The following is a 19,651-nucleotide window of genomic DNA, read 5'->3' as shown; positions in this document are numbered from 1 at the left end:
TCTGGGGGCGGATGGCGGAAGGGCTCACTCGACGCGCAGGCCGGCCAGCGCGGGCTTGGGCGGCGGGTAACGCAGGTCGAGGGCCTTGAGGGTGTCGCGCACGATGGTCGCGATCATCAGGTTGCGGTGGGTCTTGGAGTTGGCCGGGACCACGTTCCAGGGCGCCCAGGGGGTGCTGGTGCGGGCCAGCAGCGCCTCGTAGGCGCGCTGGTAGTCGGCCCATTGCTTGCGCACGTCGAGGTCGCCTTCGCTGAATTTCCAGTGCTTGGTCGGGTCGTCCACGCGCTCCTGCAGGCGCTGGCGCTGCTCGTCGCTGCCGATGTGCAGCATGAACTTCAGGATCACGGTGCCGGTCTCGGCGAGCAGGCGCTCGAAGTCGTTGATGTGCGCGAAGCGCTGGGCGGTCTGGGCAGGCGTGATCCAGCCGTTGACCACGGGCACCAGCACGTCTTCGTAGTGGCTGCGGTTGAAGACCATGGTTTCGCCGGCGCCTGGCATCTGCTGGTGGATGCGCCAGAGGTAGTCGTGGTCGCGCTCGGCCTCGGTCGGGGCTTTCCAGCCCACGGTGTGCACGCCCAGCGGGCTGGTGCGCGCGAACACGCCTCGCACGGTGCCGTCCTTGCCGGCGGTGTCGGTGCCCTGCAGCACCACGAGCAGTTTGTAGCGGCGGTCGGCGTAGAACAGGTCCTGCAGGCCGTCGAGCTCTTCGGCGAGGGCCTGCACGGCGGCCTGGTCGGCCGCCTTGTCGCCGCTGGAAAAGGGCTTGGCCTCGGGCTTGAGCTTCTTGAGCGAGACCTTGGTGGCCGTGGCGCCTTCGGCCAGTGGCTCGATCTGCCAGTCGCGCCACGCGCTGCCTTTGCCCGCACGCAGGGCGGCGCGCGGGAAGGGCGGGGAGGCGTCGTTCGGGCGGGGCATTCGGTCTCCAGCGAGGGGCGGCTCGGACACGATTCTTCGCGCATCCGGGCAATTGACGTTTACGTAAACGTAATATAACCCGTTTCCCCAAAAAAAGAAGGGGCGCCGAAGCGCCCCCTGGGGTGAGACCGGACCCGTCAGATCACTTGTAGAGCAGCTGCGGCAGCCACAGGCCGATGCCGGGGAACATGTACAGCAGCACGATGGCCAGGATCTGGATGCCCATGAAGGGCAGCATGCCCAGGAAGATCTGGTTCAGCGTGACGTGCGGGGGGGCCACACCCTTCAGGTAGAAGGCGGCCATGGCCACCGGCGGACTGAGGAAGGCGGTCTGCAGGTTCAGCGCCACCAGCAGGCCGAAGAACAGCGGGTCCACGTCGAAGTGAGCCAGCAGCGGGATGAAGATGGGCATGAAGATCACGATGATCTCGGTCCATTCCAGTGGCCAGCCCAGCAGGAAGATGATGATCTGGGTCATCACCAGGAACTCGATCTTGGTGAGTTCCATGCTGAGCACCCACTGCTCCACCAGCGCCTGCCCGCCCAGCAGCGCGAATGCCGCGGAGAAGATCGCAGAGCCGACGAACAGCCAGCACACCATGGCCGAGGTCTTGGCCGTCAGGTAGACCGACTCCTTGAGCACGGCCATGTTGAGCCGCCGGTAAGCGGCCGCCAGCAGCATGCCGCCCAGCGCGCCCATGGCCGCGGCCTCGGTGGGCGTGGCCAGGCCCAGCACGATCGACCCCAGCACGCTCAGGATCAGCAGCACCAGCGGAAAGAACGAGGCCAGCAGCATCTTGAAGATTTCAAGGCGGGCGAAGCTGAGGAACAGGTAGAACAGGGTGACGAGCGCGCCCGTGACCGCGAAGACCACCCACCACCAGGTAGGGGCGGGTTGCGTCGTGGCGGCGTCGTCCACCGCGCCGGCCTCCGTGGCCGCTTCGGTTGCAGCGGCGGGTGCGTCCGCCGGTTTGTCGGCTTCGGCGCCGGGGGGCGGCTGCAGACCGCCCGCGGCCTCGGGCACATCGGGGTCCGCCGGGGGCTCGGCCAGGCCACCCGATTCGGACGGGGGCTCGGCCAGACCTCCTTCGGTCGGCGGCTCGGCCAGGCCGCCCTCGGCGGCGCCGGAGCGGCTGGCGCCGATTTCCTCGATTTCGTACACGGCCTCCGCCCTCACCGTGGTCACCGCCTCATAGCTCGGGATCATGACGGCGGCGAAGATCAGCGCGGGCAGCGCGGCCAGGCCGATCTGCTTGAGCAGGTGCGACATCGGCACATCCGCGTTGCGCCGGCCCTTGAGCAGGCCCAGCACCGCGTGGGCGGTCGGGTCGGTCGTCAGGCGCTGGGTCAGGGTGGGCAGGTGGACCCGGCGCTCTTCGGCGCTCAGCGGCGGCGCCCATTGCGGCTTGAGCTTGGCCACGACGATCACGTACACGATGTACAGCGTCGCCAGCATCAGACCGGGGAAGAAGGCCCCCGCGTAGAGCTGGACCACCGACACACCGGCCGTGGCGCCGTAGACGATCAGCAGCACCGACGGCGGGATCAGGATGCCCAGGCAGCCGCCCGCCGTGATGGCGCCAGCCGCGAGCGGCACGCTGTAGCCCGCACGCAGCATGGCCGGCAAGGCGAGCAGGCCCATCAGCGTCACCACCGCGCCGACGATGCCGGTGGCGGTGGCGAAGATGGTGCAGGTCACGAGGGTGGCCACCGCCAGGGCGCCGGGCAGGCGGGCCATGGCCAGGTGCATGCTCTTGAAGAGCGATTCGATCAGGTTCGCGCGCTCCACCAGGTAGCCCATGAAGACGAACAGCGGGATGGCGATGAGCACATCGTTGGCCATGGTCTTGTAGGCCGACTGCACCATCAGGTCCAGCGTGCGCGTGACGTCCCGTTCATAGGCCAGCCAGGTGAACAGCATGCCCATGCCCATGAGCGTGAACGCGGTGGGAAAGCCCAGCATGATGGCGACAACCACCAGCGAGAGCATCAGCAGGCCGAGGTGGCCTTGCGTGATCGTCTCGGCACTCAGCAGCACGCCGGCCGCCAGCACCACGATGAGGGCCATGAAGCTGAGGCCGAACCAGAGTTCCTTGCGCAGCTTCATTGCTTTTTCTCCTGGGCGACGACCACGGCGTCGAGTGCAGCGATGTCTTCGTCTTTCACGTTGACCATTTCCTTGAGTTTTTCGACGTCGACTTCCTGCACGTCATCTTCGCGCGCCGGCCAGGCGCCGGTCTGGATGCACTGGATGCAGCGCACGATCTCCACCAGGCCCTGCAGCAGCAGCGTGAGGCCCGCCAGCGGGATCACATACTTGAAGGGATACAGTGGCAGGGGGTCGGCCGAGAAGGTCTGTTCGCGGATCGCGAGCGATTCGCCCGCGTAGATCCAGCCGGCCCAGGTCAGCGCGACGATGCCGGGCAGGAAGAACAGGATGTACAGCACCAGGTCCACCGTGGCCTGGGTCCGCGGCTGGAAAAAGCCATAGAGCACGTCACCCCGGACGTGTCCGTTCTTGGACAGGGTGTACGCGCCCGCCGTCATGAACATCGTGCCGTACAACATGATCTGGGCGTCGAGCACCCAGGCGTGGGGGTTGTTCAGGGCGTAGCGCGAGAACACCTCCCAGCTGATCAGCAGTGTCAGCAGGAGGGCGCACCAGGCGAAGACCTTGCCGATCAGCGTGGACAGCCGATCGATGGTCCACAAGATGGATTGCATCGTGATTCCTCAGCCGGCGCGGTGAACGGGCAAAAAAAAGAGGGGCATCGCGCCGGCGCCATGCCCCTCGTTCCCTTGTGCCGAAATCAGGTCTTCTTGGCGAAGTAGTGATTGAAGGCCATCTTGAAGTCGACCGTGTAGTCGTTGTGCCACTGGCCGGCCCGCTGCGCGAAGGCCTTCTGCGAGTCGAGCACCTTCTTGAACAGCGGGTTCTCGCCCGCCTTCTTGGCGATGGTCTTGTCCCACGAGGCCAGCTGCGCACGCAGGATGGGATCGGGCGTCTTGTAGAACTTGATGCCGTCTTTCTTCAGGGCTTCGTAGTCCTGCGAGTTGCGGTCGATGGCCTTCCAGCTCATGTCGGCACTGGCGGCTTCGGCCGCGTTGTCGATGATGGCCTTGAGCTCGGCTGGCAGGGCATTGAGCTTGGTCTTGTTGAACAGGATCTCGAACTGCTCGCCCGACTGGTGGAAGCTCTGCAGCATGCAGTTCTTGGCCACGTCGGGGAAGCCCAGCACGCGGTCGCTGGAGGCGTTGTTGAACTCGGCCGCGTCGATCAGCCCGCGGTCCAGCGCCGGCACGATCTCGCCACCGGGCAGCGGGTTCACGGCGGTGCCCATGTCGGTGAACACGTCCACCGCCAGGCCCACGGTGCGGAACTTCAGGCCCTTCATGTCGGTGACCTTGGCCACCGGCTTCTTGAACCAGCCCAGCGGCTGGCAGGGCATCGGGCCGGACAGGTAGGACACCACATCGAGGTTCAGGCTCTTGTAGATCTCCTCCATCAGGGCCTTGCCGCCACCGTACTTGTGCCAGGCCAGGACCATGTTGGCGTCCATGCCGTAGCCCGGGCCGGAACCCCACAGGGCCAGGGCGGAGTTCTTGCCGTACCAGTAGGCGACCACGCCGTGGCCGCCGTCCAGCGTGCCCTTGGCGACCGCGTCCAGCAACTGGAAGGCCGGCACGACCGACCCCGCCGGCAGTACCTCGATCTTCAGGCGACTGCCCGCCATGTCGTTCACCTTCTTGGCGAAATCCTGGGCGTATTCGTGGAAGATGTCCTTGGCCGGCCAGGTGCTCTGGAAGCGCAGCGTGGTGGTCTGAGCCGTGGCGATCATGGGCACGGACATGGCGCCGGCCGCAACGGCGGCGCCCTTGAGCATGCCTCGGCGCGAAGTGACGGTCTTCTTGTCAGTCATCTGTTGTCTCCAGTCGGGTTGATGAGCCGCCGATGATGCGCCCAAGGTGCCACTGCCGTGCGCAGGGTTTTCACCGACCAGTGAATCACCCTTCCGGCCGCAAGTCCTTGTTTTTGCTTGCACCAGCACCAAAAATGGGCGTGAAAATATCTTCAATCGATGTTGAAATTTCGTGGTTTCCGCCCTCGGGCATGATGGCCCCTCCACGCGTTCCACCCCCACTTTCCGATGAAGCCGATCCAGCTGTTCGACCCCGCCTCCAGCACGTACACCTATGTGCTGTTCGACCAACTCAGCCGCGATGCACTGCTCATCGACCCGGTCGACGAGCAGATCGACCGCGATCTCGCGGTCCTGCGGGAGTACGGGCTGAAGCTGGTCTGGACGGTGGAGACCCATGCGCACGCCGACCACATCACCAGCGCAGGCCGCCTGGCCGAACTGGCCGGCGCCAGGACGGCCGCCCCCCAGGGCTGCGGCATCGGCACGGCCGGCGTCCAGCTCCAGGACGGCGACACCCTGAAGTTCGGCGGCGAGGTGCTCAAGGCGCTGCACACACCCGGCCACACCGCCGGCAGCATGAGCTTTCTCTGGCGCGACCACGTGTTCACCGGCGACACCCTGCTCATCAACGGCTGCGGCCGCACCGATTTCCAGTCGGGCAGCGCCGAAGCCCTGTACCGCAGCCTCACCCAGGTGCTGTTCGCCCTGCCGGACGACACCGTCGTCTGGCCCGGCCACGACTACCAGGGGCGTTCGTGCTCCAGCATCGGGCGCGAGAAAACCACCAATACCAGGGTGGCAGGCAAGACCGAGGCCGAGTTCGTGGCCTTGATGAACTCGCTGAACCTGCCGCGCCCCAGGCGCATCGACGAGGCCGTGCCCGCCAATCTCACCTCCGGCTTGCGCCACGACGTCGACGGCGCGCTGCAGATGCAACCCCTGCCGGCGTCGGGCGCTCACCAGGGCAGCTACGCCGGCGATGTCTCGCCCGAGCTGGCCTGGCGCTGGGTCCAGAGCGGGGAGGCGGTGCTGGTGGACGTGCGCACCGACGCCGAACGCGAGTGGGTGGGGTTCGTGCCGGGGGCGGTGCCGGTGGCCTGGAAGCAGTGGCCCGGCATGGCGGTCAACCCGAGCTTCGACCAGCAGGTGCGGGAGGCGGCCGGCGACCGCAAGCTGGTGCTGCTGTGCCGCAGCGGGGTGCGTTCCATCGCAGCGGCCAAACGGGCCGCCGAACTGGGCCTGGAGGCTTACAACATCCTCGAAGGCTTTGAAGGCGATCCCGATGCCGACGCCCACCGGGGGCGCAAAGGTGGCTGGCGGTACCGCGGGCTGCCCTGGCGGCAGAACTGAGGCGGTGGCCTTTTCGGGGTGTTGCTGCACCGCGTCACCGCCTGTCGGCACCAAGAGCTGAAACTTGAGAAGAAAGCCTCATAACCCCTGTCAAACCTGACAGGGGTCGTGTGATTTTTCACGGATTTCTTTTTTTAATGGGGTTTTCTATCCGCTAAGGGGAACCCCATGGAAACGCTGGAACGTGCTCAAGAGGCCGTCTTCAAGAACCCACCGCTGGCCGCCACACTGGTTCAGCGGATGGATCGGGATTTCAAACCTCGCTGGGAGGGCAACTGGGGCGGCAAATTTGTGCTGCACGGCTCTTCCCCCGGCCCCAATGCGGTGCGCCTGGACGGCAACGACTACCTCAGCGTGACCGGCCACCCCAGCATCGTCGCGGCCCAGGTCGAGGCCATCACGAAGTCCAGCGAGTTCGTGGTGCAGTCGGGCGTGTTTCTGCTGCAGCAGCACCCCACGCGCGCACTTGAAATGGCGCTGGCGGGCTGGGTCGGCAAGGAAGACGCCTTTGTCTGCCAGTCCGGCTACTCGGCCAACGTCGGCCTGCTGCAGTCCATCGCGGACGCCAATACCCCCGTGTACCTGGACACCCAGGCCCACGCCTCCCTGTGGGAAGGGGCCCATGCAGCCCGCGCGCCGGCTTTTGCGTTCCGGCACAACGACGCGGCCCACCTCGACAAGATGATGGCCAAGAACGGCCCGGGCGTGGTGGTGGTGGACTCGGTCTACAGCACCACCGGCTCGGTGTGTCCGCTGGAAGCCATGATCGAGGTGGTTGAAAAACATGGCAGCATGATCCTGGTGGACGAATCGCACTCCCTGGGCACGCACGGCCCGAGCGGCGCCGGCCTGTGCGCCGAACTCGGTCTGACGGACCGGGTGCACTTCATTTCCGCCAGCCTGGCCAAGTCGGTCGCCGGGCGCGCCGGCTTTTTCACTGCCCCGGCCAGCATGCGGTACTACATCCTGAGCTCGAGCTTCCCGAATATCTTCAGCTCCTGCCTGCTTCCCCATGAAATCGCCGGGCTGCGGGCCACGGTCGAGGTGTTGCAGAAGGCCGACGACGAGCGGTCCCGCCTCAAGGCCATCACCCGCCGGGTGCGCGACACCCTGGGCGGCCTGGGCTACTGGATCCACCAGGGCACGGAGCAGATCATCTCGCTCGAAGCCGGCACCGAGCCGGACACCATGCGCCTGCGCGACGAGCTGGAGAAGCGCGGCGTGTTCGGCGCGATCTTCTGCGCCCCGGCCACCAGCAGCAAGCGCGCCCTGGTGCGCCTCACGCTCAACGCGGCGCTGACCGAGGCCGAGCTGGACCACCTCGAGGCCGTGGCGCGCGAGATCGCGCCCATTGTCAAACCCTGGGATTGGCCGTGCGCCCGGCGCGCCCGCGTCCAGGCCGGCGCGCAGGAGCAGGAGGCCCTCGCCGCTTAAGTGTCGTGGACCTCGCGCCCGCCCTGGGCTTCCAGAAAATGCCGGTAGGCATAGATGGGCTGGGGCAGGTCGGCGCGGTCCAGGCTGAACAGGGCGCCGGACAACACGCCGTCGTCCCCGACCGGGAAGGCCTGCGCGGTCCGAACCGGGCCCCGCAGGCCCATCTGCTGGTGCAGTTCCACGGCGGCCAGCCGTTGCCCGGCCTGTACGGCGCGCACGGCATCGAAGCCCAGCCCGGCCGACCCCGCGAGTTCGGCCAGATCGGGCAGGCTGGCGGTCGGTTCGAGCTGCAGCCAGTGGCAGTTGCCCATGGAGTCCAGGCCGATCAGGCCGAAAGGCTCGCCCAGCACCACGTACTCCACCCAATGCTGCTCGGTGTAGGCGCGCAGCGCCTGCGCCACCGACGGGATCTGCAGCATGGACTGCTGCGCCGGCCGCAGGGCGGCGCGCCACAGGGTGTTGAGGCGGGGATGCGGGGTCTGTGACAGCTTGCGCAGCACGCCCAGCAGGTGGCGCGTGATGTCGGTGGTCTGTTTGGGCACGAACTGGTCGATCAGCCCGTTGTTGAAGGCCTGGATGGCGATCTGCTCATCGGCCTGCCCGGTCAGCAGCACGCGCGAGCCCGGCCAGTCGAGCAAGGTGTTGAGCACCCGCAGGCCGTCGGTGCCGGGCATGGCGTAGTCCACCACGCAGATCTGGGCCAGTTCGTAGCGCGCGGCGCTGATGGCCCAGTAGCGCAACACCTGGGGCAGCAGCGGCTGGCCCTGGCGCCAGCGTTCGATCATCTGCAGCTGGGCCATGGCGTCGGCCTCCCAGCGCGCGGGCTCGTTCTGCATGCGGGCGGCAAAACCCGAGGGGCGCGAATAGAGCTCGACCTGCCAGTGCGCGGGAATGACCATGCCCAGCATTTCGAGGTAGTCGGTGTCATCGTCCAGGAAGAGGACGCTGCCCGGGCGATGAAAGAGTGAGATCGTCAGTGCCATCTTGGTCAGCCTGAGACGGCCAGCGTCTGGGCCGTGGATGTGTTGAGGGGCAGGTCGATCATGAAGACCGCGCCGAGCCCGGGTTGGGAGTGCACGCTGAGACGGCCATGGGCGGCCTCGACCACGTTCTTGCAGAAGGTCAGGCCCAGGCCGTTGCCGGCCCCGCTCTGGGTGGAGAAGAAGGGCTCGAAGATGCGCTGCTGTTGCTCGTGCGTGATGCCGATGCCGTCGTCCGACACCGCAATGCGGCCTTTGCCGTGGTGAAGGCCCACGTCCACCCGCAGGTCGCCCGGGCTGGGCGCCGTGCTGGCGGCGGCCAGGGCGTGCAGCGCGTTCTTGATCAGGTTGGTGAGCACCTGGGCGAACAGGGGGCGTGAGGCCGAGAAGCAGAAATCGCTCTGGATGTGCACCTGCACGCAGTCGCGCTCCCGCGAGGACCGGTAGGGGTACTGATTCACCACCTCCTGCACCAGTTCGGCCGCCATGATCAGGGATTGCTCGCGCGGCAGGCGCATCAGCTGCGCGTTGGAGATCTGGGTGTCGATCTGGCGGTTCATGCTGCGCACCAGGTTTTGCAGCCGCGTGGCGAGTTCCTCCAGCTTCTTGCGCTTGGACTCGGGCACGTCGTGCTGGACCAGGTTGCGCATGACGTCGCCCATCAGGTTCACCGTGGCCAGCGGCGTGCGCAGCTCGTGGGCCATCACGCCCATGGTGCTCAGGGTGTTGAGCAGGCGGGCGCGGCGCAGGTTGGCGCTGGAGAAGCCCAGCATCAGGCCCATGAGCCAGGCGAAGACGATCACCACCAGGTTCGCCAGGGGCTCCTCGAACGGCTGGGTGCTGCCGCCGTAGAACTCCGCCGTGGCCCAGCCCGCGATCCCGCCGGTGATCAGGCCCAGCGTGGCCAGGCGCCAGTCGGTGGCGTGGTAATAAATGAGGATCATCGCCGCCACGCTGCCCAGCCAGGCGGCATTGCCGCCGTTCATCCAGTACATCCAGGTGAAGAACCAGGGCAGCTGGATCCAGGTGGCCAGGCTGAAGAGACGGCCGCTGGCCGTGGCCGACGGATCGCGCGAAATCCGGGGCAACACATATATGAGGGCCAGGAAGGCCATGACCAGGCGGGCCCACACGTTTTCGTACGGCTGGGGCACCAGGTGGCCCCAGATGGCGTAGATGACCAGGTGACCCACGAATGTGAATGCCCCGATCCAGAGCAGCCGGTACCGGGATGGGTGCAAAATAGGCTCCACGGGCGCATGGACGACCTCGTCCATCACCCACCGCCACATGCGGGCTTTGGCGCTGAGCATCCACAACCGGTCAAAAGACAATATGCACTCCTTCCATCGCCAGACACCTGTGGCGTGTTACCCCCATCCTGGTTTAGCAGGCATTGTGAATGCAACAGGGTGTTGTAAACCATGACCCTGCCTGTCAACTTTGACAGTGTCGGCCTGGACGGTATTCTGGCCGACTGGGTTTGCGCCCTGCGCGATCAGGGCGTGGACGCCGTGTTGGTGCTGGGCCCGAACCCCCTTGGCGGGCGGGATCAGCGCGAGGTGCTGGCGGTGCATCCCCCTCGATTGGTGGGGGCTGCGGAGGCGTTGGCCGAGAGCCGCGACTTCGGTGCGGGCTGGCGCGACAGCGATGCGCCGCTGGTGGCCTGGCAGGACATTTCCAAATCGTCGTTCGAGCAGTCCAGCCGCTGGCGCCGCCTGTGGCTGGCGCACGGCTACCAGACGCTGGTGCGGGTTGCGTTCAGCCTGCCGGCGGGTCGCGCGTTCGAGTGTTTCATGTTCAGCCCGCGGGCTTTTGCCGACCGATCCGAGGCAGCCGTGCTGGCCTGGTCGGCCTTCAACGTGTGGCCGATGTTGCGCCGCACGATCGCCGAACAGCGCGTGGGCCTGAGCCCGCGCGAGCTCGAAAGCCTCAACCTGGCCTTCGAGGGACTGACCGCCCGCGAAACTGCGCAACGCATGGATTGCTCCGAGCGCACGGTGAACTACCACCTTGCCAATGCCATGTCCAAGTTGCAAACCGACAACAAGTTGGCCGCCGTGCAGCGCGCCTGCTGGATCGGTCTGATCTGAACCCGTCGGCCGCACTCATGTTGCACTGCGGCAATTCGGGCGCCAGGGCTTCGTCATAATCCGCGCATGACTTTTCTGGCCCTGGACGTAGGGAACACCCGCCTGAAGTGGGCCCTTTACGACGCGCCGTGCGTGGGCGCCACGCTATTGGCCAGTGGCGCGCAATTCCTGGAAAACATCGAAACCCTGGAAGACGGCGACTGGCGCCAGTTGCCCGCTCCGCAATGGGTGCTGGGCTGCGTGGTCGCCGGCGACGCCGTCAAACGGCGGGTGGGCGAGCAGCTGGAGCTGTGGGACGTGACGCCGCACTGGGTCGTCTCCAGCAGCGCCGAGGCGGGCGTGTTCAATGGTTATGACCACCCGGCCCGGCTGGGGTCGGACCGCTGGGTCGCCATGATCGGCGCGCGCCAGCGGCTGCTGGCCCGGGGCCGGGCGCGGCCCTGCGTGGTGGTGATGGTGGGCACGGCGGTGACGGTCGAGGCCATCGACACCGAAGGGCGCTTTCTCGGCGGCATCATCCTGCCGGGCCACGGCATCATGCTGCGCGCGCTGGAGTCGGGCACGGCGGGTCTGCATGTGCCCACGGGCGAGGTGCGCGACTTTCCCACCAACACCAGCGACGCGCTCACCAGCGGCGGCACCTTCGCCATTGCCGGCGCGGTGCAGCGCATGGTGGAAAACCTGCGGCGCCACTGCGGCGAGGAGCCGGCCTGCTTCATGACCGGCGGCGCGGGCTGGAAGATGGCGCCGAGCATGTCCACCGAGGTCGAACTGGTGGAAAGCCTGATCTTCGACGGCCTGCTGGAAATCGCCAACCGCCGCCTTGCATTGGTCTGACCCCCCGCCGCGCTTCGCGCGTCCCCCCTAAAAGGGGGGCGCACCCTAAGGCCCGGCAAAGCCGGTTCCTTGGGTGCTCTGGACAAAGACGGTGCACTCCGGAGAAGCTGTTTTAGCCCTTCGCTTCGCCCCAAGGGAGCATCAGTGTCAGCGTCAGCAGCCGGGCGAACTCCGGCTCGAAGCGGTCGATGATCTGCTGCGGGTCGGGGCACAGCCGGGTGTCGGCGATCACGCCGAACTGCACGCCGCCGCCGTAGCTCAGGATCGACACGCCCAGGCCCACGGTGCCGGTCTGCGGCACCCAGAACATGGTCTGCTCCAGCGTGGAGCCACACACCTTCAGCTTGGTGGCGGGGCCGGGCACGTTGGTCATCACCGCTGTGGTCTTGCGGCCGAACAGGCTGAGCATGGCGTCCTGTGCCGGCTTGATCAGCAGGCCCGCCACCGACAGCAGGCCGAAGGTCAGCAGCGGTTGCAGGCTGCCCTTGAGTTCGTTCATGCGCGAGCGCACCGCGAAGACGCGTTCGATCGGGTTGTCCAAGCCGATGGGCAGCACCAGCGGCACGAGGCCGAAGCGGTTGCCCAGTTTCCAGGCTTCTTCCAGCGGGCGCAGGTTGATCGGCACCATGGCGCGGATTTCCTTGCCGGCGGTGTCGTCGCCGAGGCCCCGCAGGTAGGCGCCGATGGCGCCGGCCACACAGCCCAGCAGGACATCGTTGACCGAGCAGTTCATTGCCTTGCCGATCGCCTTGACCTCGTCCAGCGGGATCGGCTCGCACCAGGCCACGCGCTTGGTCTGTCCGGGCTGGCCTTTGAGGCGGGTGGGTGAATCGTCGGGCATCAGCGCCAGCGAGGCCAGGTCGCTGGCGAGCTGGCCGCCCATGCGCGCGATGTCCACCGCCTGTCCCAGGGTGTCGCTCAGGCTCTGCTGCGGTGCGGCGAGCATGGAGAGCGACTTCGCCGCGCCGCCGCCGGCGACCTCCAGCGCCTTGGCCGTGATGTCGCCAAAGGGGCGGATCAGCGTGTCGGCCAGCCAGTCCTCGGCGCCGTCCAGGCGGTTTTTCGAGGCCTTGCGGCGCTGGCGCTCGGGCGGCGCGCCGCCGCCGTCGACCAGGCTCATCATGACGCTGATGAGCGCGATGCCGTCGGCGATGCAGTGGTGGATGCGTGCGATCAGGGCCGATCCGCCGTCATAGCGCTCGATCAGCTCGAAGCGCCAGAGCGGGTGGCCGTGGTCAAGCGGTTGCATGGCGAGCTCGCCCACGCGGTCCTGCAGCGCGTCCTGCTCGGTCTGGCCGCGTCGGCGCTTGAGCTGGTGCGTGACGATGTGCCGGTCGATCTGGAAGTCCGGGTCGTGGGTCCAGTGCGCGCCGGCAGCGTCTTCGCGCGCGATCTGCACGAAGCGCGGGTAGGGCAGCAGGCGTTCGCGCACGCGTTCCTTCAAGGCGGCCGGCGTGACGCCGGGGCGCAGGATCCAGACGCCCACGATCATCATCAGGTTCGAGGGCGAGTCCATGCGCAGCCAGGCGGTGTCCACCTTGCTCATGCGCTCGCCCTCCAGACCCAGCGTGGTGGCCAACGCGTGCTGGACCGAGGCGCTTGCGCCCCGCACGAGGGCGGCCGGGGATTTCGCAGGGCGCGCTGCGGAGGGGCCGGGGCGGGCGGCGACGCGTTGAACCATGGGTGCTCCTCGGGTGCGTGAACCGGGCGGTGGATGCGCCGGTGCCGCGGGTCTTGGGGTTGTGGCTCTATTGTGCAGAGAGGCCAAACCGTAAGATAGCGGGACAGCCCTAAGCCCGGTCGTGCCGGGTCAGGCCTTCCATTTCAAACCAGGAGCATTCATGGCCGATGTCCAATCCCGTTTCGACGCCGCGGTGGCGAATTCCAAGAACCTGAGCGAGCGCCCCGACAACGCCACGCTGCTCAAGATCTACGCGCTGTACAAGCAGGCGACCACCGGCGACAACGCCGAGAAGAAGCCCGGTTTCGGCGACATGGTGGGCCGCGCCAAGTGGGATGCGTGGAACGGCCTGAAGGGCACGGGCAGCGAGGACGCGATGCAACAGTACATCGACCTCATCGAATCCCTGAGCTGAGCCGTCCTGCGTCGACTCACCGAAAGCCGGCTCAGCCGGCTTTCTTCTTTTTGGCCGCCGCCTTGGCGGCCGGCTTCTTCGCCGCCAGCAGGGTGTCGAGGTTTTTCACGATCTCGCTTTCGATGCGGTCCTTGAACGCGCCGAGCAGGAAACCCAGGCGGGCGTCGAGCTCGAAGCGCTCCCCCGAGACCTTGAGCGTGCCGCTGACGCCGGAGCGCGTGAACTGCACCTCGTCGCAGCAGTCGCCTTCCTCGTAGGTGCAGCTCATGTCGAACTCGTTCTCCGCCTGCTCGGCCCAGCGCCAGGCCAGCTTGCGCGCGGCGGGCAGCCCCAGGACGTGTTCGCGTTCGATGTGGATGTCTGCCATGGCTTGCCTCGTGTGGTGTTGTTGGGGGTCGTCAGGGTGGCGTGCCGCCCTGGCTGGCCACCAGGGGCAACAGGCCGCGCAGCCGCGTTCGCCGCTCTTCCCGGGGCAGCGCGGCCAGGGCACGCACCGCATCATAGAACCGCGCGAAGTCGCGCCCTTCGCGCTCGAACAGGGCCTCGAACGCCGGCACCAGACCGTCGTAGGCCGCCTGGGCCGCGAAACTCGCGTTGTTGGCCTGGGCCACGAAGGGGTCGTAGCCGGCAAAGCCGCCCCAGCCGCGCTTGAGGTCCTGGTAAGCGCGCTGGAAGTCGGCCATGACGGCGGCCTTGCGCTGCAGCTTGCCGGTGTCGTCGATCGTGGTGTCGCGGTAGATCTCCAGCAGCTGCTGGCGCACCGAGAAGGTGAGCGCGCGAAAGGCGCGCCGGCGCTGGTCGAACACCGCGTAGTCGGTGCGCGCCTGCTTGCCGGCCTGGGTGGCCAGCCAGCGCGCGCCGCCCAGGCGCTCCACGGTGGTCGCGAAGGCTTCGTTGAACTCGGTGTCGTCCCGGGCGTAGGCCACCTGGTGCGCGAGTTCGTGGAAGACGATGCGCGCCAGTTCGCCTTCCGGGTAGGCGATGAAGGTGTTGAGCAAGGGGTCGCCCCCGGCCCAGTTCATCCAGCCCAGGGTGGAGTAGGCGGGCACCGGGTAGACGGCGACCTCCAGACCGGCGGGCAGGCTGCGGGCGAAGGCCCGTGCATCGGCCTCGTCGAAATAACCCCGGTAGCCCACGCAGCCGGCGACCGGGAAGCACCAGGTCTGCAGCGTGAGCGAGAGCGGGGGCGCGGCCACCACGTTGTAGACCGCGGCGCGGCGCTGCAGGTCGGCGTAGCGGTGGTAGCTGGCGTTGTCCGGCAGGGCCAGCTCGGTCACCGCGAACGCGCGGATGCGCTGCGCCAGGGCCAGCCGCTCCTTCAGGCGCTGCGGTGCCTGGGCGTCGGCCAGCCAGTCGTCCACCGGGCGCGCGGCCTGCATCAGCCGCAGGTGGCCGGTGACCGACTGCCAGTAGTAGCCCACGCCCGTGGTGCTGGTGCAGCCTGCGCTCAGCAGAACCACCGCCAGGAGCGCCAGGCCGCGCCGCATCAGCCGCCTTCGGACAGCACGGCCACTTCGACCAGGCAGTCGTAGAACACCGGGCCGCCGCCCATGTCGGTCAGGCGCTGGCTCGTGACCTGGTTGACGTTGGTGCCGAAGGGGCCGAGCTTGCGCCACCAGATGCCCAGGCCGTTGACCACGCCCGGGCGCGCCCGCTTGGACACGCTGGCCTTGCAGCGGTATTCGCCGCGCTGGTTGAACACCCGCACCATCTGCCCGCTGGCGATGCCGCGCGCGGCGGCGTCGTCGGCGTGGATTTCCAGCAGGGGCTCGCCCTCGATGTCGCGCAGGCTGGTCACGTTGACGAAGCTGGAGTTGAGGAAGTTGCGCGCCGGCGGCGAGATCATGGCGAGCGGGAACTGGGCCGAGCTGCCGAAGGCCTCGAAGTTGGGCAGGTGGTCGGGCAGGCCGTCCTCTCCCTTGGCCGCCAGCCGCGCGCTGTGGAATTCGCACCGGCCCGAGGCGGTGGGGAAGCCGCCTTCGGCAAACGGGGCCTCGGGCACGCCCAGCGTGGCAAAGCCCTGGTCCAGCAACCGCTGGAAGTCCACCGCGTCGCCGAAGGCGGTGCGGCAGAGTGTGAGGTCGTCGTCGGCGAAGCAGGGCTCATCGAAGCCCATGCGCGCGGCCAGCGCGCGGAAGATGTCGGTGTTGGTGCGGGCCTGGCCGACCGGGGCGATGGCCGGGCGGTTGAGCAGCACGTCGGTGTGGCCGTAGCTGGTGTGGATGTCCCAGTGCTCCAGCTGGGTGGTGGCCGGCAGGATGTAGTCGGCGAGGTCGGCGGTGTCGGTCTGGAAATGCTCCAGCACCACGGTGAACAGGTCTTCGCGCTCGAAGCCCTGCACCACCTTGCCGGATTCCGGCGCCACCGCCACCGGGTTGCTGTTGTAGACGATCACGGCCTCGACCTTCGGGCCGAAACCGGGCGAGGTCTCGCGCAGCAGATCGTCGCCGATGGTGCTCATGTTGATCGTGCGCGCCGCGCGCCCGGCCAGCAGGTCGGGCCGCTGCAGGGCCGCGCGCTGCACGGGAAAATGACCCGAGGCCGAGAGCAGCAGGCCGCCGGCCGGGTCGCGCCAGGCGCCCACCAGGGCGGGCAGGCAGGCGATGGCGCGCACCGCGTTGCCTCCGCCGCGCACGCGCTGCATGCCGTAGTTGAGGCGGATCGCGGCCGGCTTGGTGGTGCCGTAGGCGCGCGCCAGGTCCACGATCTGCTGCACCGGCACGCCGCAGACCTCGGCGGCGCGCTCGGGCGGCCATTGCAGGGCGCGCTCGCGCAGGCCTTCCCAGCCCAGGGTGTGGCGCTCGATGTAGTCGTGGTCCAGCCAGCCGTGGGTGATGAGCTGGTGCATCAGCGCCAGGGCCAGCGCGGCGTCGGTGCCCGGGCGCAGGGCGATGTGCTCGTGGCACTTGTCGGCGGTCTCGGTGCGGCGCGGGTCGATGCAGACCAGGCGCGCGCCCTCGCGCTTGGCCTGTTGCGCCAGCCGCCAGAAATGCAGGTTGCTGCCGATCGAGTTGCTGCCCCAGATCAGGATCAGCCTGGAGCGCGCGAAGTGCTCGACCTTCATGCCGACCTTGCCGCCCAGCGTCTGCACCAGGGCCTCGCCGCCGGCGGAAGCGCAGATCGTGCGGTCGAGCAGGGACGCGCCCAGGCGGTGGAAGAAGCGCCCTGCCATGGCCTCGCCCTGCACCAGGCCCATGGTGCCGGCGTAGCTGTAGGGCAGGATGGCCTGCGGGTCGCGCGCGGCGATGGCCTGCAGGCGCCGCGCGATGTCGTCCAGCGCCTCGTCCCAGCCCACGGGCTCGTAGCGCCCGCTGCCCTTGGGGCCGCTGCGCTTGAGCGGGGTCAGCAGGCGCTCGGGGTGGTAACTGCGCTCGGCGTAGCGCGAGACCTTGGTGCACAGGGCGCCGTCGGTGTGGCGGTGGGCCGGGTTGCCCTGCACGCGCAGGGCCACGCCGTTCTCCACCGTGGTGACCAGGGCGCAGGTGTCGGGGCAGTCGTGCGGGCAGGCGCCGCGCACCTGGAGCGTTGCCGTGGGGGTCGTGGGGAGCGTCATGGGAGGGTGGTGTGGCAGCCATCCATGATATTCCCCGGGGTATCCCCTTGAACGCGGTCGGTTGTCGCCCCCGGGGCTGGGGTCGGCCCCTGCCTTGGGTACCATGCCTCTTTTGAACAGATGCCCCGAGGGGTATCGAGAGGGTTCCCCATGAAGCTGATTGACTCCATCCTGACCCAGGCGGCCAGCATCGCCGCCGTGCGGCGCGACATCCACGCCCACCCCGAACTCTGTTTCCAGGAAGTGCGCACCGCCGACGTGGTGGCGCAGAAACTCACCGACTGGGGCATCCCGGTGCACCGGGGCCTGGGCACCACCGGCGTGGTGGGCATCGTGCACGGCCGCGACGGCGGCCAAAGCGGGCGCGCCATCGGCCTGCGTGCCGACATGGACGCCCTGCCCATGCAGGAGCACAACACCTTCGCGCACGCCAGCCAGCACGCCGGCAAGATGCACGCCTGCGGCCACGACGGCCATGTCGCCATGCTGCTGGCGGCGGCACAGCATTTTGCGAAACACCGCAACTTCGACGGCACGGTCTACCTGATCTTCCAGCCGGCCGAAGAGGGCGGCGGCGGCGCGCGCGAGATGATCAAGGACGGGCTGTTCGAGCAGTTCCCGGTCGAGGCCGTGTTCGGCATGCACAACTGGCCCGGCATGGCGGTCGGCACCTTCGCCGCCAGCGCCGGCCCGGTCATGGCATCGAGCAACGAGTTCCACATCGTCATCCGGGGCAAGGGCTCCCACGCCGCGCTGCCGCACAACGGCATCGACCCGGTGCCCGTGGCCTGCCAGATGGTGCAGGCCTTCCAGACCATCATCACGCGCAACAAGAAGCCGGTGGATGCCGGCGTGATCTCGGTCACCATGATCCACACCGGCGAGGCCACCAACGTGGTGCCCGACAGCTGCGAGATCCAGGGCACGGTGCGCACCTTCACCTACGAGGTGCTCGACCTGATCGAGCGCCGCATGCAGGAGATCGCCCAGCACACCTGCGCGGCCTTCGGCGCCACGGTGGAGTTCAAGTTCCACCGCAACTACCCGCCCACCATCAACCACCCCGCCGAGACCGCGTTCGCGCGCGAGGTGATGGCCGAGATCGTCGGTGCGGACCGCGTGCTGGAGCAGGAGCCCACCATGGGTGCGGAGGACTTCGCCTACATGTTGCAGGAAAAGCCGGGTTGCTACGCCTTCATCGCCAACGGCGACGGCGCGCACCGCGAGATGGGCCACGGCGGCGGGCCCTGCATGCTGCACAACCCGAGCTACGACTTCAACGACGACCTGATCCCGCTGGGTGCGACCTTCTGGGTGCGACTGGCCGAAAAATGGCTGGGCCAGCCGCGCACCGGGGGTGCCGCTTGATCTCGCCGCAAGACGCCTTTTCCCCGTCCTACGCCCGGGCCCGGGTGCGCTTTCTCGAAGGCGCGGCGGCGGCCGGCATGGCCATCACCAGCCACAACCACCCGCTGCCCGGCCGCGACGGCGAGACGCTGGCGATGGACGTGGCGCTGGACGGTTCGCCCGATGCCGAGCAGCTGCTGATCGTCAGCAGCGCCTGCCATGGCGTCGAGGGCTATTGCGGCTCGGGTGTGCAGGTGTTCGCCGCGCACGATGCCGAGTGGCGCGAGCACGCGCGCGCGGCCGGCGTGGCCGTGCTCTACATCCACGCGCTCAACCCGCACGGTTTCTCGTGGGTGCGGCGTGTGACGAACGAGAACGTCGACCTCAACCGCAACTTCCAGGACTTCAGCCAGCCCCTGCCGCACAACCCGGCCTACGCCGAGTTGCATGGCCTGCTGCTGCCTGCGCAATGGCCGCCGACACCGGAGAACGAGGCCGCGATCCAGGCCTGGATCGCCCAGCATGGTCTGCCGCGTTTCCAGGCGGCGGTGACGCAGGGCCAGCATGCGTTCGCCGACGGCCTGTTCTTCGGCGGCACCGCCGCGACCTGGAGCAACCAGACGCTGCGCGCGGTGCTGCGCCGGCACGGCCGCCAGGCGCGGCGCCTCGGGTGGATCGACCTGCACACCGGCCTGGGGCCTTCGGGCCTGGGCGAGCGCATCTTCGCGTGCGCCGACGACGCGGCGGCGCTCCAGCGCGCGCGGGCCTGGTGGGGGGGCAGCGGCAAGACCCCGGTGACCTCCATTTACGACGGCTCGTCCACCTCGGCCCTGCTCACCGGCCTGATGTGGTGTGCGGCCTACCAGGAGTGCCCGCAGGCCGAGTACACCGGCATCGCCATGGAGTACGGCACGGTGCCCGTCACCGAGGTGATCGACGCGCTGCGCGGCGACCACTGGCTGCACCTGCATCCGGAAGCGCCGGCCGAGCTGCGCGCCGCGATCAAGGCGCGCACCCTGGCTGCTTTCTACGTGGACACCGACGAGTGGAAGGCGCAGATCGTGGCGCAGGCGCGGCAGGCCCTGTTCCAGGCCGTGGACGGCCTGTCGGCAGGCTGAGCCCG

General features: G+C 68.1%; 17 protein-coding genes and 1 pseudogene. 8 read left to right on the top strand and 10 right to left on the bottom strand.

Annotated elements, in window-relative coordinates:
* Window positions 1-24: 24 nt before the first annotated feature.
* The 4 genes from AC07ZS_RS11245 to AC07ZS_RS11230 form a co-directional block, all read right to left on the bottom strand.
* Window positions 25-915, bottom strand: a complete 891-nt coding sequence (locus tag AC07ZS_RS11245) for a PPK2 family polyphosphate kinase (protein WP_494798684.1) — start codon at window positions 913-915, stop codon at window positions 25-27.
* A gap of 142 nt (window positions 916-1,057) precedes the next feature.
* The gene (locus AC07ZS_RS11240) at window positions 1,058-3,022 is read right to left on the bottom strand and encodes a TRAP transporter large permease (protein ID WP_494798683.1); all 1,965 of its coding nucleotides are present in this window, start codon (window positions 3,020-3,022) and stop codon (window positions 1,058-1,060) included.
* Window positions 3,019-3,639 carry a TRAP transporter small permease subunit gene (locus AC07ZS_RS11235; RefSeq protein ID WP_494798682.1) on the bottom strand — a complete coding sequence of 207 codons (621 nt, stop codon included), beginning with the start codon at window positions 3,637-3,639 and terminating at the stop codon, window positions 3,019-3,021. The genes AC07ZS_RS11240 and AC07ZS_RS11235 overlap by 4 nt, the downstream gene beginning before the upstream one ends.
* Window positions 3,640-3,725: 86 nt before the next feature.
* Window positions 3,726-4,835, bottom strand: coding sequence for a TRAP transporter substrate-binding protein (locus tag AC07ZS_RS11230; RefSeq protein ID WP_494798681.1), 1,110 nt, complete (start codon window positions 4,833-4,835; stop codon window positions 3,726-3,728).
* Window positions 4,836-5,063: 228 nt separating this feature from the next.
* Here AC07ZS_RS11230 and AC07ZS_RS11225 point away from each other — a divergent pair.
* The 3 genes and pseudogenes from AC07ZS_RS11225 to cqsA form a co-directional block, all read left to right on the top strand.
* A pseudogene (locus tag AC07ZS_RS11225) lies at window positions 5,064-5,744 on the top strand (MBL fold metallo-hydrolase); the annotation flags it as partial.
* Window positions 5,745-5,768: 24 nt separating this feature from the next.
* A complete protein-coding gene (locus AC07ZS_RS11220) occupies window positions 5,769-6,188 on the top strand; it encodes a rhodanese-like domain-containing protein (RefSeq protein ID WP_494798722.1) in 420 nt (139 codons plus the stop codon).
* 168 nt (window positions 6,189-6,356) lie between these two features.
* Entirely contained in the window at window positions 6,357-7,622 is a 1,266-nt protein-coding gene (gene cqsA / locus AC07ZS_RS11215) for an alpha-hydroxyketone-type quorum-sensing autoinducer synthase (RefSeq protein WP_494798680.1), read from the top strand.
* Here the strand turns inward: cqsA and AC07ZS_RS11210 are convergent.
* A complete protein-coding gene (locus tag AC07ZS_RS11210) occupies window positions 7,619-8,605 on the bottom strand; it encodes a response regulator (protein ID WP_494798679.1) in 987 nt (328 codons plus the stop codon). The genes cqsA and AC07ZS_RS11210 overlap by 4 nt on opposite strands.
* A 5-nt stretch (window positions 8,606-8,610) precedes the next feature.
* Window positions 8,611-9,843, bottom strand: coding sequence for a sensor histidine kinase (locus AC07ZS_RS11205; RefSeq protein WP_494798678.1), 1,233 nt, complete (start codon window positions 9,841-9,843; stop codon window positions 8,611-8,613).
* 183 nt (window positions 9,844-10,026) lie between these two features.
* Here AC07ZS_RS11205 and AC07ZS_RS11200 point away from each other — a divergent pair, with 183 nt between their 5' ends.
* Entirely contained in the window at window positions 10,027-10,695 is a 669-nt protein-coding gene (locus tag AC07ZS_RS11200) for a helix-turn-helix transcriptional regulator (RefSeq protein ID WP_494798677.1), read from the top strand.
* Between the two features lie 66 nt (window positions 10,696-10,761).
* Window positions 10,762-11,532, top strand: coding sequence for a type III pantothenate kinase (locus tag AC07ZS_RS11195; protein WP_494798676.1), 771 nt, complete (start codon window positions 10,762-10,764; stop codon window positions 11,530-11,532).
* Between the two features lie 112 nt (window positions 11,533-11,644).
* Here the strand turns inward: AC07ZS_RS11195 and AC07ZS_RS11190 are convergent, their stop codons facing one another.
* A complete protein-coding gene (locus tag AC07ZS_RS11190; RefSeq protein WP_494798721.1) occupies window positions 11,645-13,078 on the bottom strand; it encodes a wax ester/triacylglycerol synthase family O-acyltransferase in 1,434 nt (477 codons plus the stop codon).
* Between the two features lie 295 nt (window positions 13,079-13,373).
* Between AC07ZS_RS11190 and AC07ZS_RS11185 the strand changes: the two genes are divergently transcribed.
* Window positions 13,374-13,628 (top strand): acyl-CoA-binding protein, encoded by a 255-nt coding sequence (locus tag AC07ZS_RS11185; RefSeq protein WP_494798675.1) that lies wholly within the window; start codon window positions 13,374-13,376, stop codon window positions 13,626-13,628.
* A gap of 31 nt (window positions 13,629-13,659) precedes the next feature.
* On the opposite strand, the gene AC07ZS_RS11180 is transcribed toward AC07ZS_RS11185, so the two are convergent.
* From AC07ZS_RS11180 to AC07ZS_RS11170, 3 genes are read right to left on the bottom strand one after another with little or no spacing between them, the layout of a single operon-like run.
* Window positions 13,660-13,995, bottom strand: a complete 336-nt coding sequence (locus AC07ZS_RS11180) for a polyhydroxyalkanoic acid system family protein (protein WP_494798674.1) — start codon at window positions 13,993-13,995, stop codon at window positions 13,660-13,662.
* A gap of 31 nt (window positions 13,996-14,026) precedes the next feature.
* On the bottom strand, window positions 14,027-15,115 hold the full coding sequence (locus tag AC07ZS_RS11175) for an aminopeptidase (RefSeq protein WP_494798673.1): 1,089 nt from the start codon (window positions 15,113-15,115) through the stop codon (window positions 14,027-14,029).
* Window positions 15,115-17,181 (bottom strand): molybdopterin-containing oxidoreductase family protein, encoded by a 2,067-nt coding sequence (locus AC07ZS_RS11170; protein WP_494798672.1) that lies wholly within the window; start codon window positions 17,179-17,181, stop codon window positions 15,115-15,117. The genes AC07ZS_RS11175 and AC07ZS_RS11170 overlap by 1 nt, the downstream gene beginning before the upstream one ends.
* Before the next feature lie 150 nt (window positions 17,182-17,331).
* On the opposite strand from AC07ZS_RS11170, the gene AC07ZS_RS11165 reads away from it, so the two are divergent.
* Both AC07ZS_RS11165 and AC07ZS_RS11160 read left to right on the top strand, forming a co-directional pair.
* Window positions 17,332-18,549, top strand: coding sequence for a M20 aminoacylase family protein (locus tag AC07ZS_RS11165; RefSeq protein ID WP_494798671.1), 1,218 nt, complete (start codon window positions 17,332-17,334; stop codon window positions 18,547-18,549).
* The gene (locus tag AC07ZS_RS11160) at window positions 18,546-19,646 is read left to right on the top strand and encodes a M14 family metallopeptidase (protein WP_494798670.1); all 1,101 of its coding nucleotides are present in this window, start codon (window positions 18,546-18,548) and stop codon (window positions 19,644-19,646) included. The genes AC07ZS_RS11165 and AC07ZS_RS11160 overlap by 4 nt, the downstream gene beginning before the upstream one ends.
* The last annotated feature ends 5 nt before the right edge of the window (window positions 19,647-19,651 follow it).

Source organism: Hydrogenophaga sp. GW456-12-10-14-TSB4, from assembly GCF_059424305.1.
Note: the sequence above shows the minus strand (reverse complement) of the source record. Positions and strands in the feature narration are given on the sequence as shown.

Coding starts and splice junctions, on each gene's coding strand:
- AC07ZS_RS11245 (WP_494798684.1), bottom strand. CDS start 915: ATGCCCCGCCCGAACGACGCCTCCCCGCCCTTCCCGCGCGCCGCCCTG.
- AC07ZS_RS11240 (WP_494798683.1), bottom strand. CDS start 3,022: ATGAAGCTGCGCAAGGAACTCTGGTTCGGCCTCAGCTTCATGGCCCTC.
- AC07ZS_RS11235 (WP_494798682.1), bottom strand. CDS start 3,639: ATGCAATCCATCTTGTGGACCATCGATCGGCTGTCCACGCTGATCGGC.
- AC07ZS_RS11230 (WP_494798681.1), bottom strand. CDS start 4,835: ATGACTGACAAGAAGACCGTCACTTCGCGCCGAGGCATGCTCAAGGGC.
- AC07ZS_RS11220 (WP_494798722.1), top strand. CDS start 5,769: ATGCAACCCCTGCCGGCGTCGGGCGCTCACCAGGGCAGCTACGCCGGC.
- cqsA (WP_494798680.1), top strand. CDS start 6,357: ATGGAAACGCTGGAACGTGCTCAAGAGGCCGTCTTCAAGAACCCACCG.
- AC07ZS_RS11210 (WP_494798679.1), bottom strand. CDS start 8,605: ATGGCACTGACGATCTCACTCTTTCATCGCCCGGGCAGCGTCCTCTTC.
- AC07ZS_RS11200 (WP_494798677.1), top strand. CDS start 10,027: ATGACCCTGCCTGTCAACTTTGACAGTGTCGGCCTGGACGGTATTCTG.
- AC07ZS_RS11195 (WP_494798676.1), top strand. CDS start 10,762: ATGACTTTTCTGGCCCTGGACGTAGGGAACACCCGCCTGAAGTGGGCC.
- AC07ZS_RS11190 (WP_494798721.1), bottom strand. CDS start 13,078: ATGAGCAAGGTGGACACCGCCTGGCTGCGCATGGACTCGCCCTCGAAC.
- AC07ZS_RS11185 (WP_494798675.1), top strand. CDS start 13,374: ATGGCCGATGTCCAATCCCGTTTCGACGCCGCGGTGGCGAATTCCAAG.
- AC07ZS_RS11180 (WP_494798674.1), bottom strand. CDS start 13,995: ATGGCAGACATCCACATCGAACGCGAACACGTCCTGGGGCTGCCCGCC.
- AC07ZS_RS11175 (WP_494798673.1), bottom strand. CDS start 15,115: ATGCGGCGCGGCCTGGCGCTCCTGGCGGTGGTTCTGCTGAGCGCAGGC.
- AC07ZS_RS11170 (WP_494798672.1), bottom strand. CDS start 17,181: ATGACGCTCCCCACGACCCCCACGGCAACGCTCCAGGTGCGCGGCGCC.
- AC07ZS_RS11165 (WP_494798671.1), top strand. CDS start 17,332: ATGAAGCTGATTGACTCCATCCTGACCCAGGCGGCCAGCATCGCCGCC.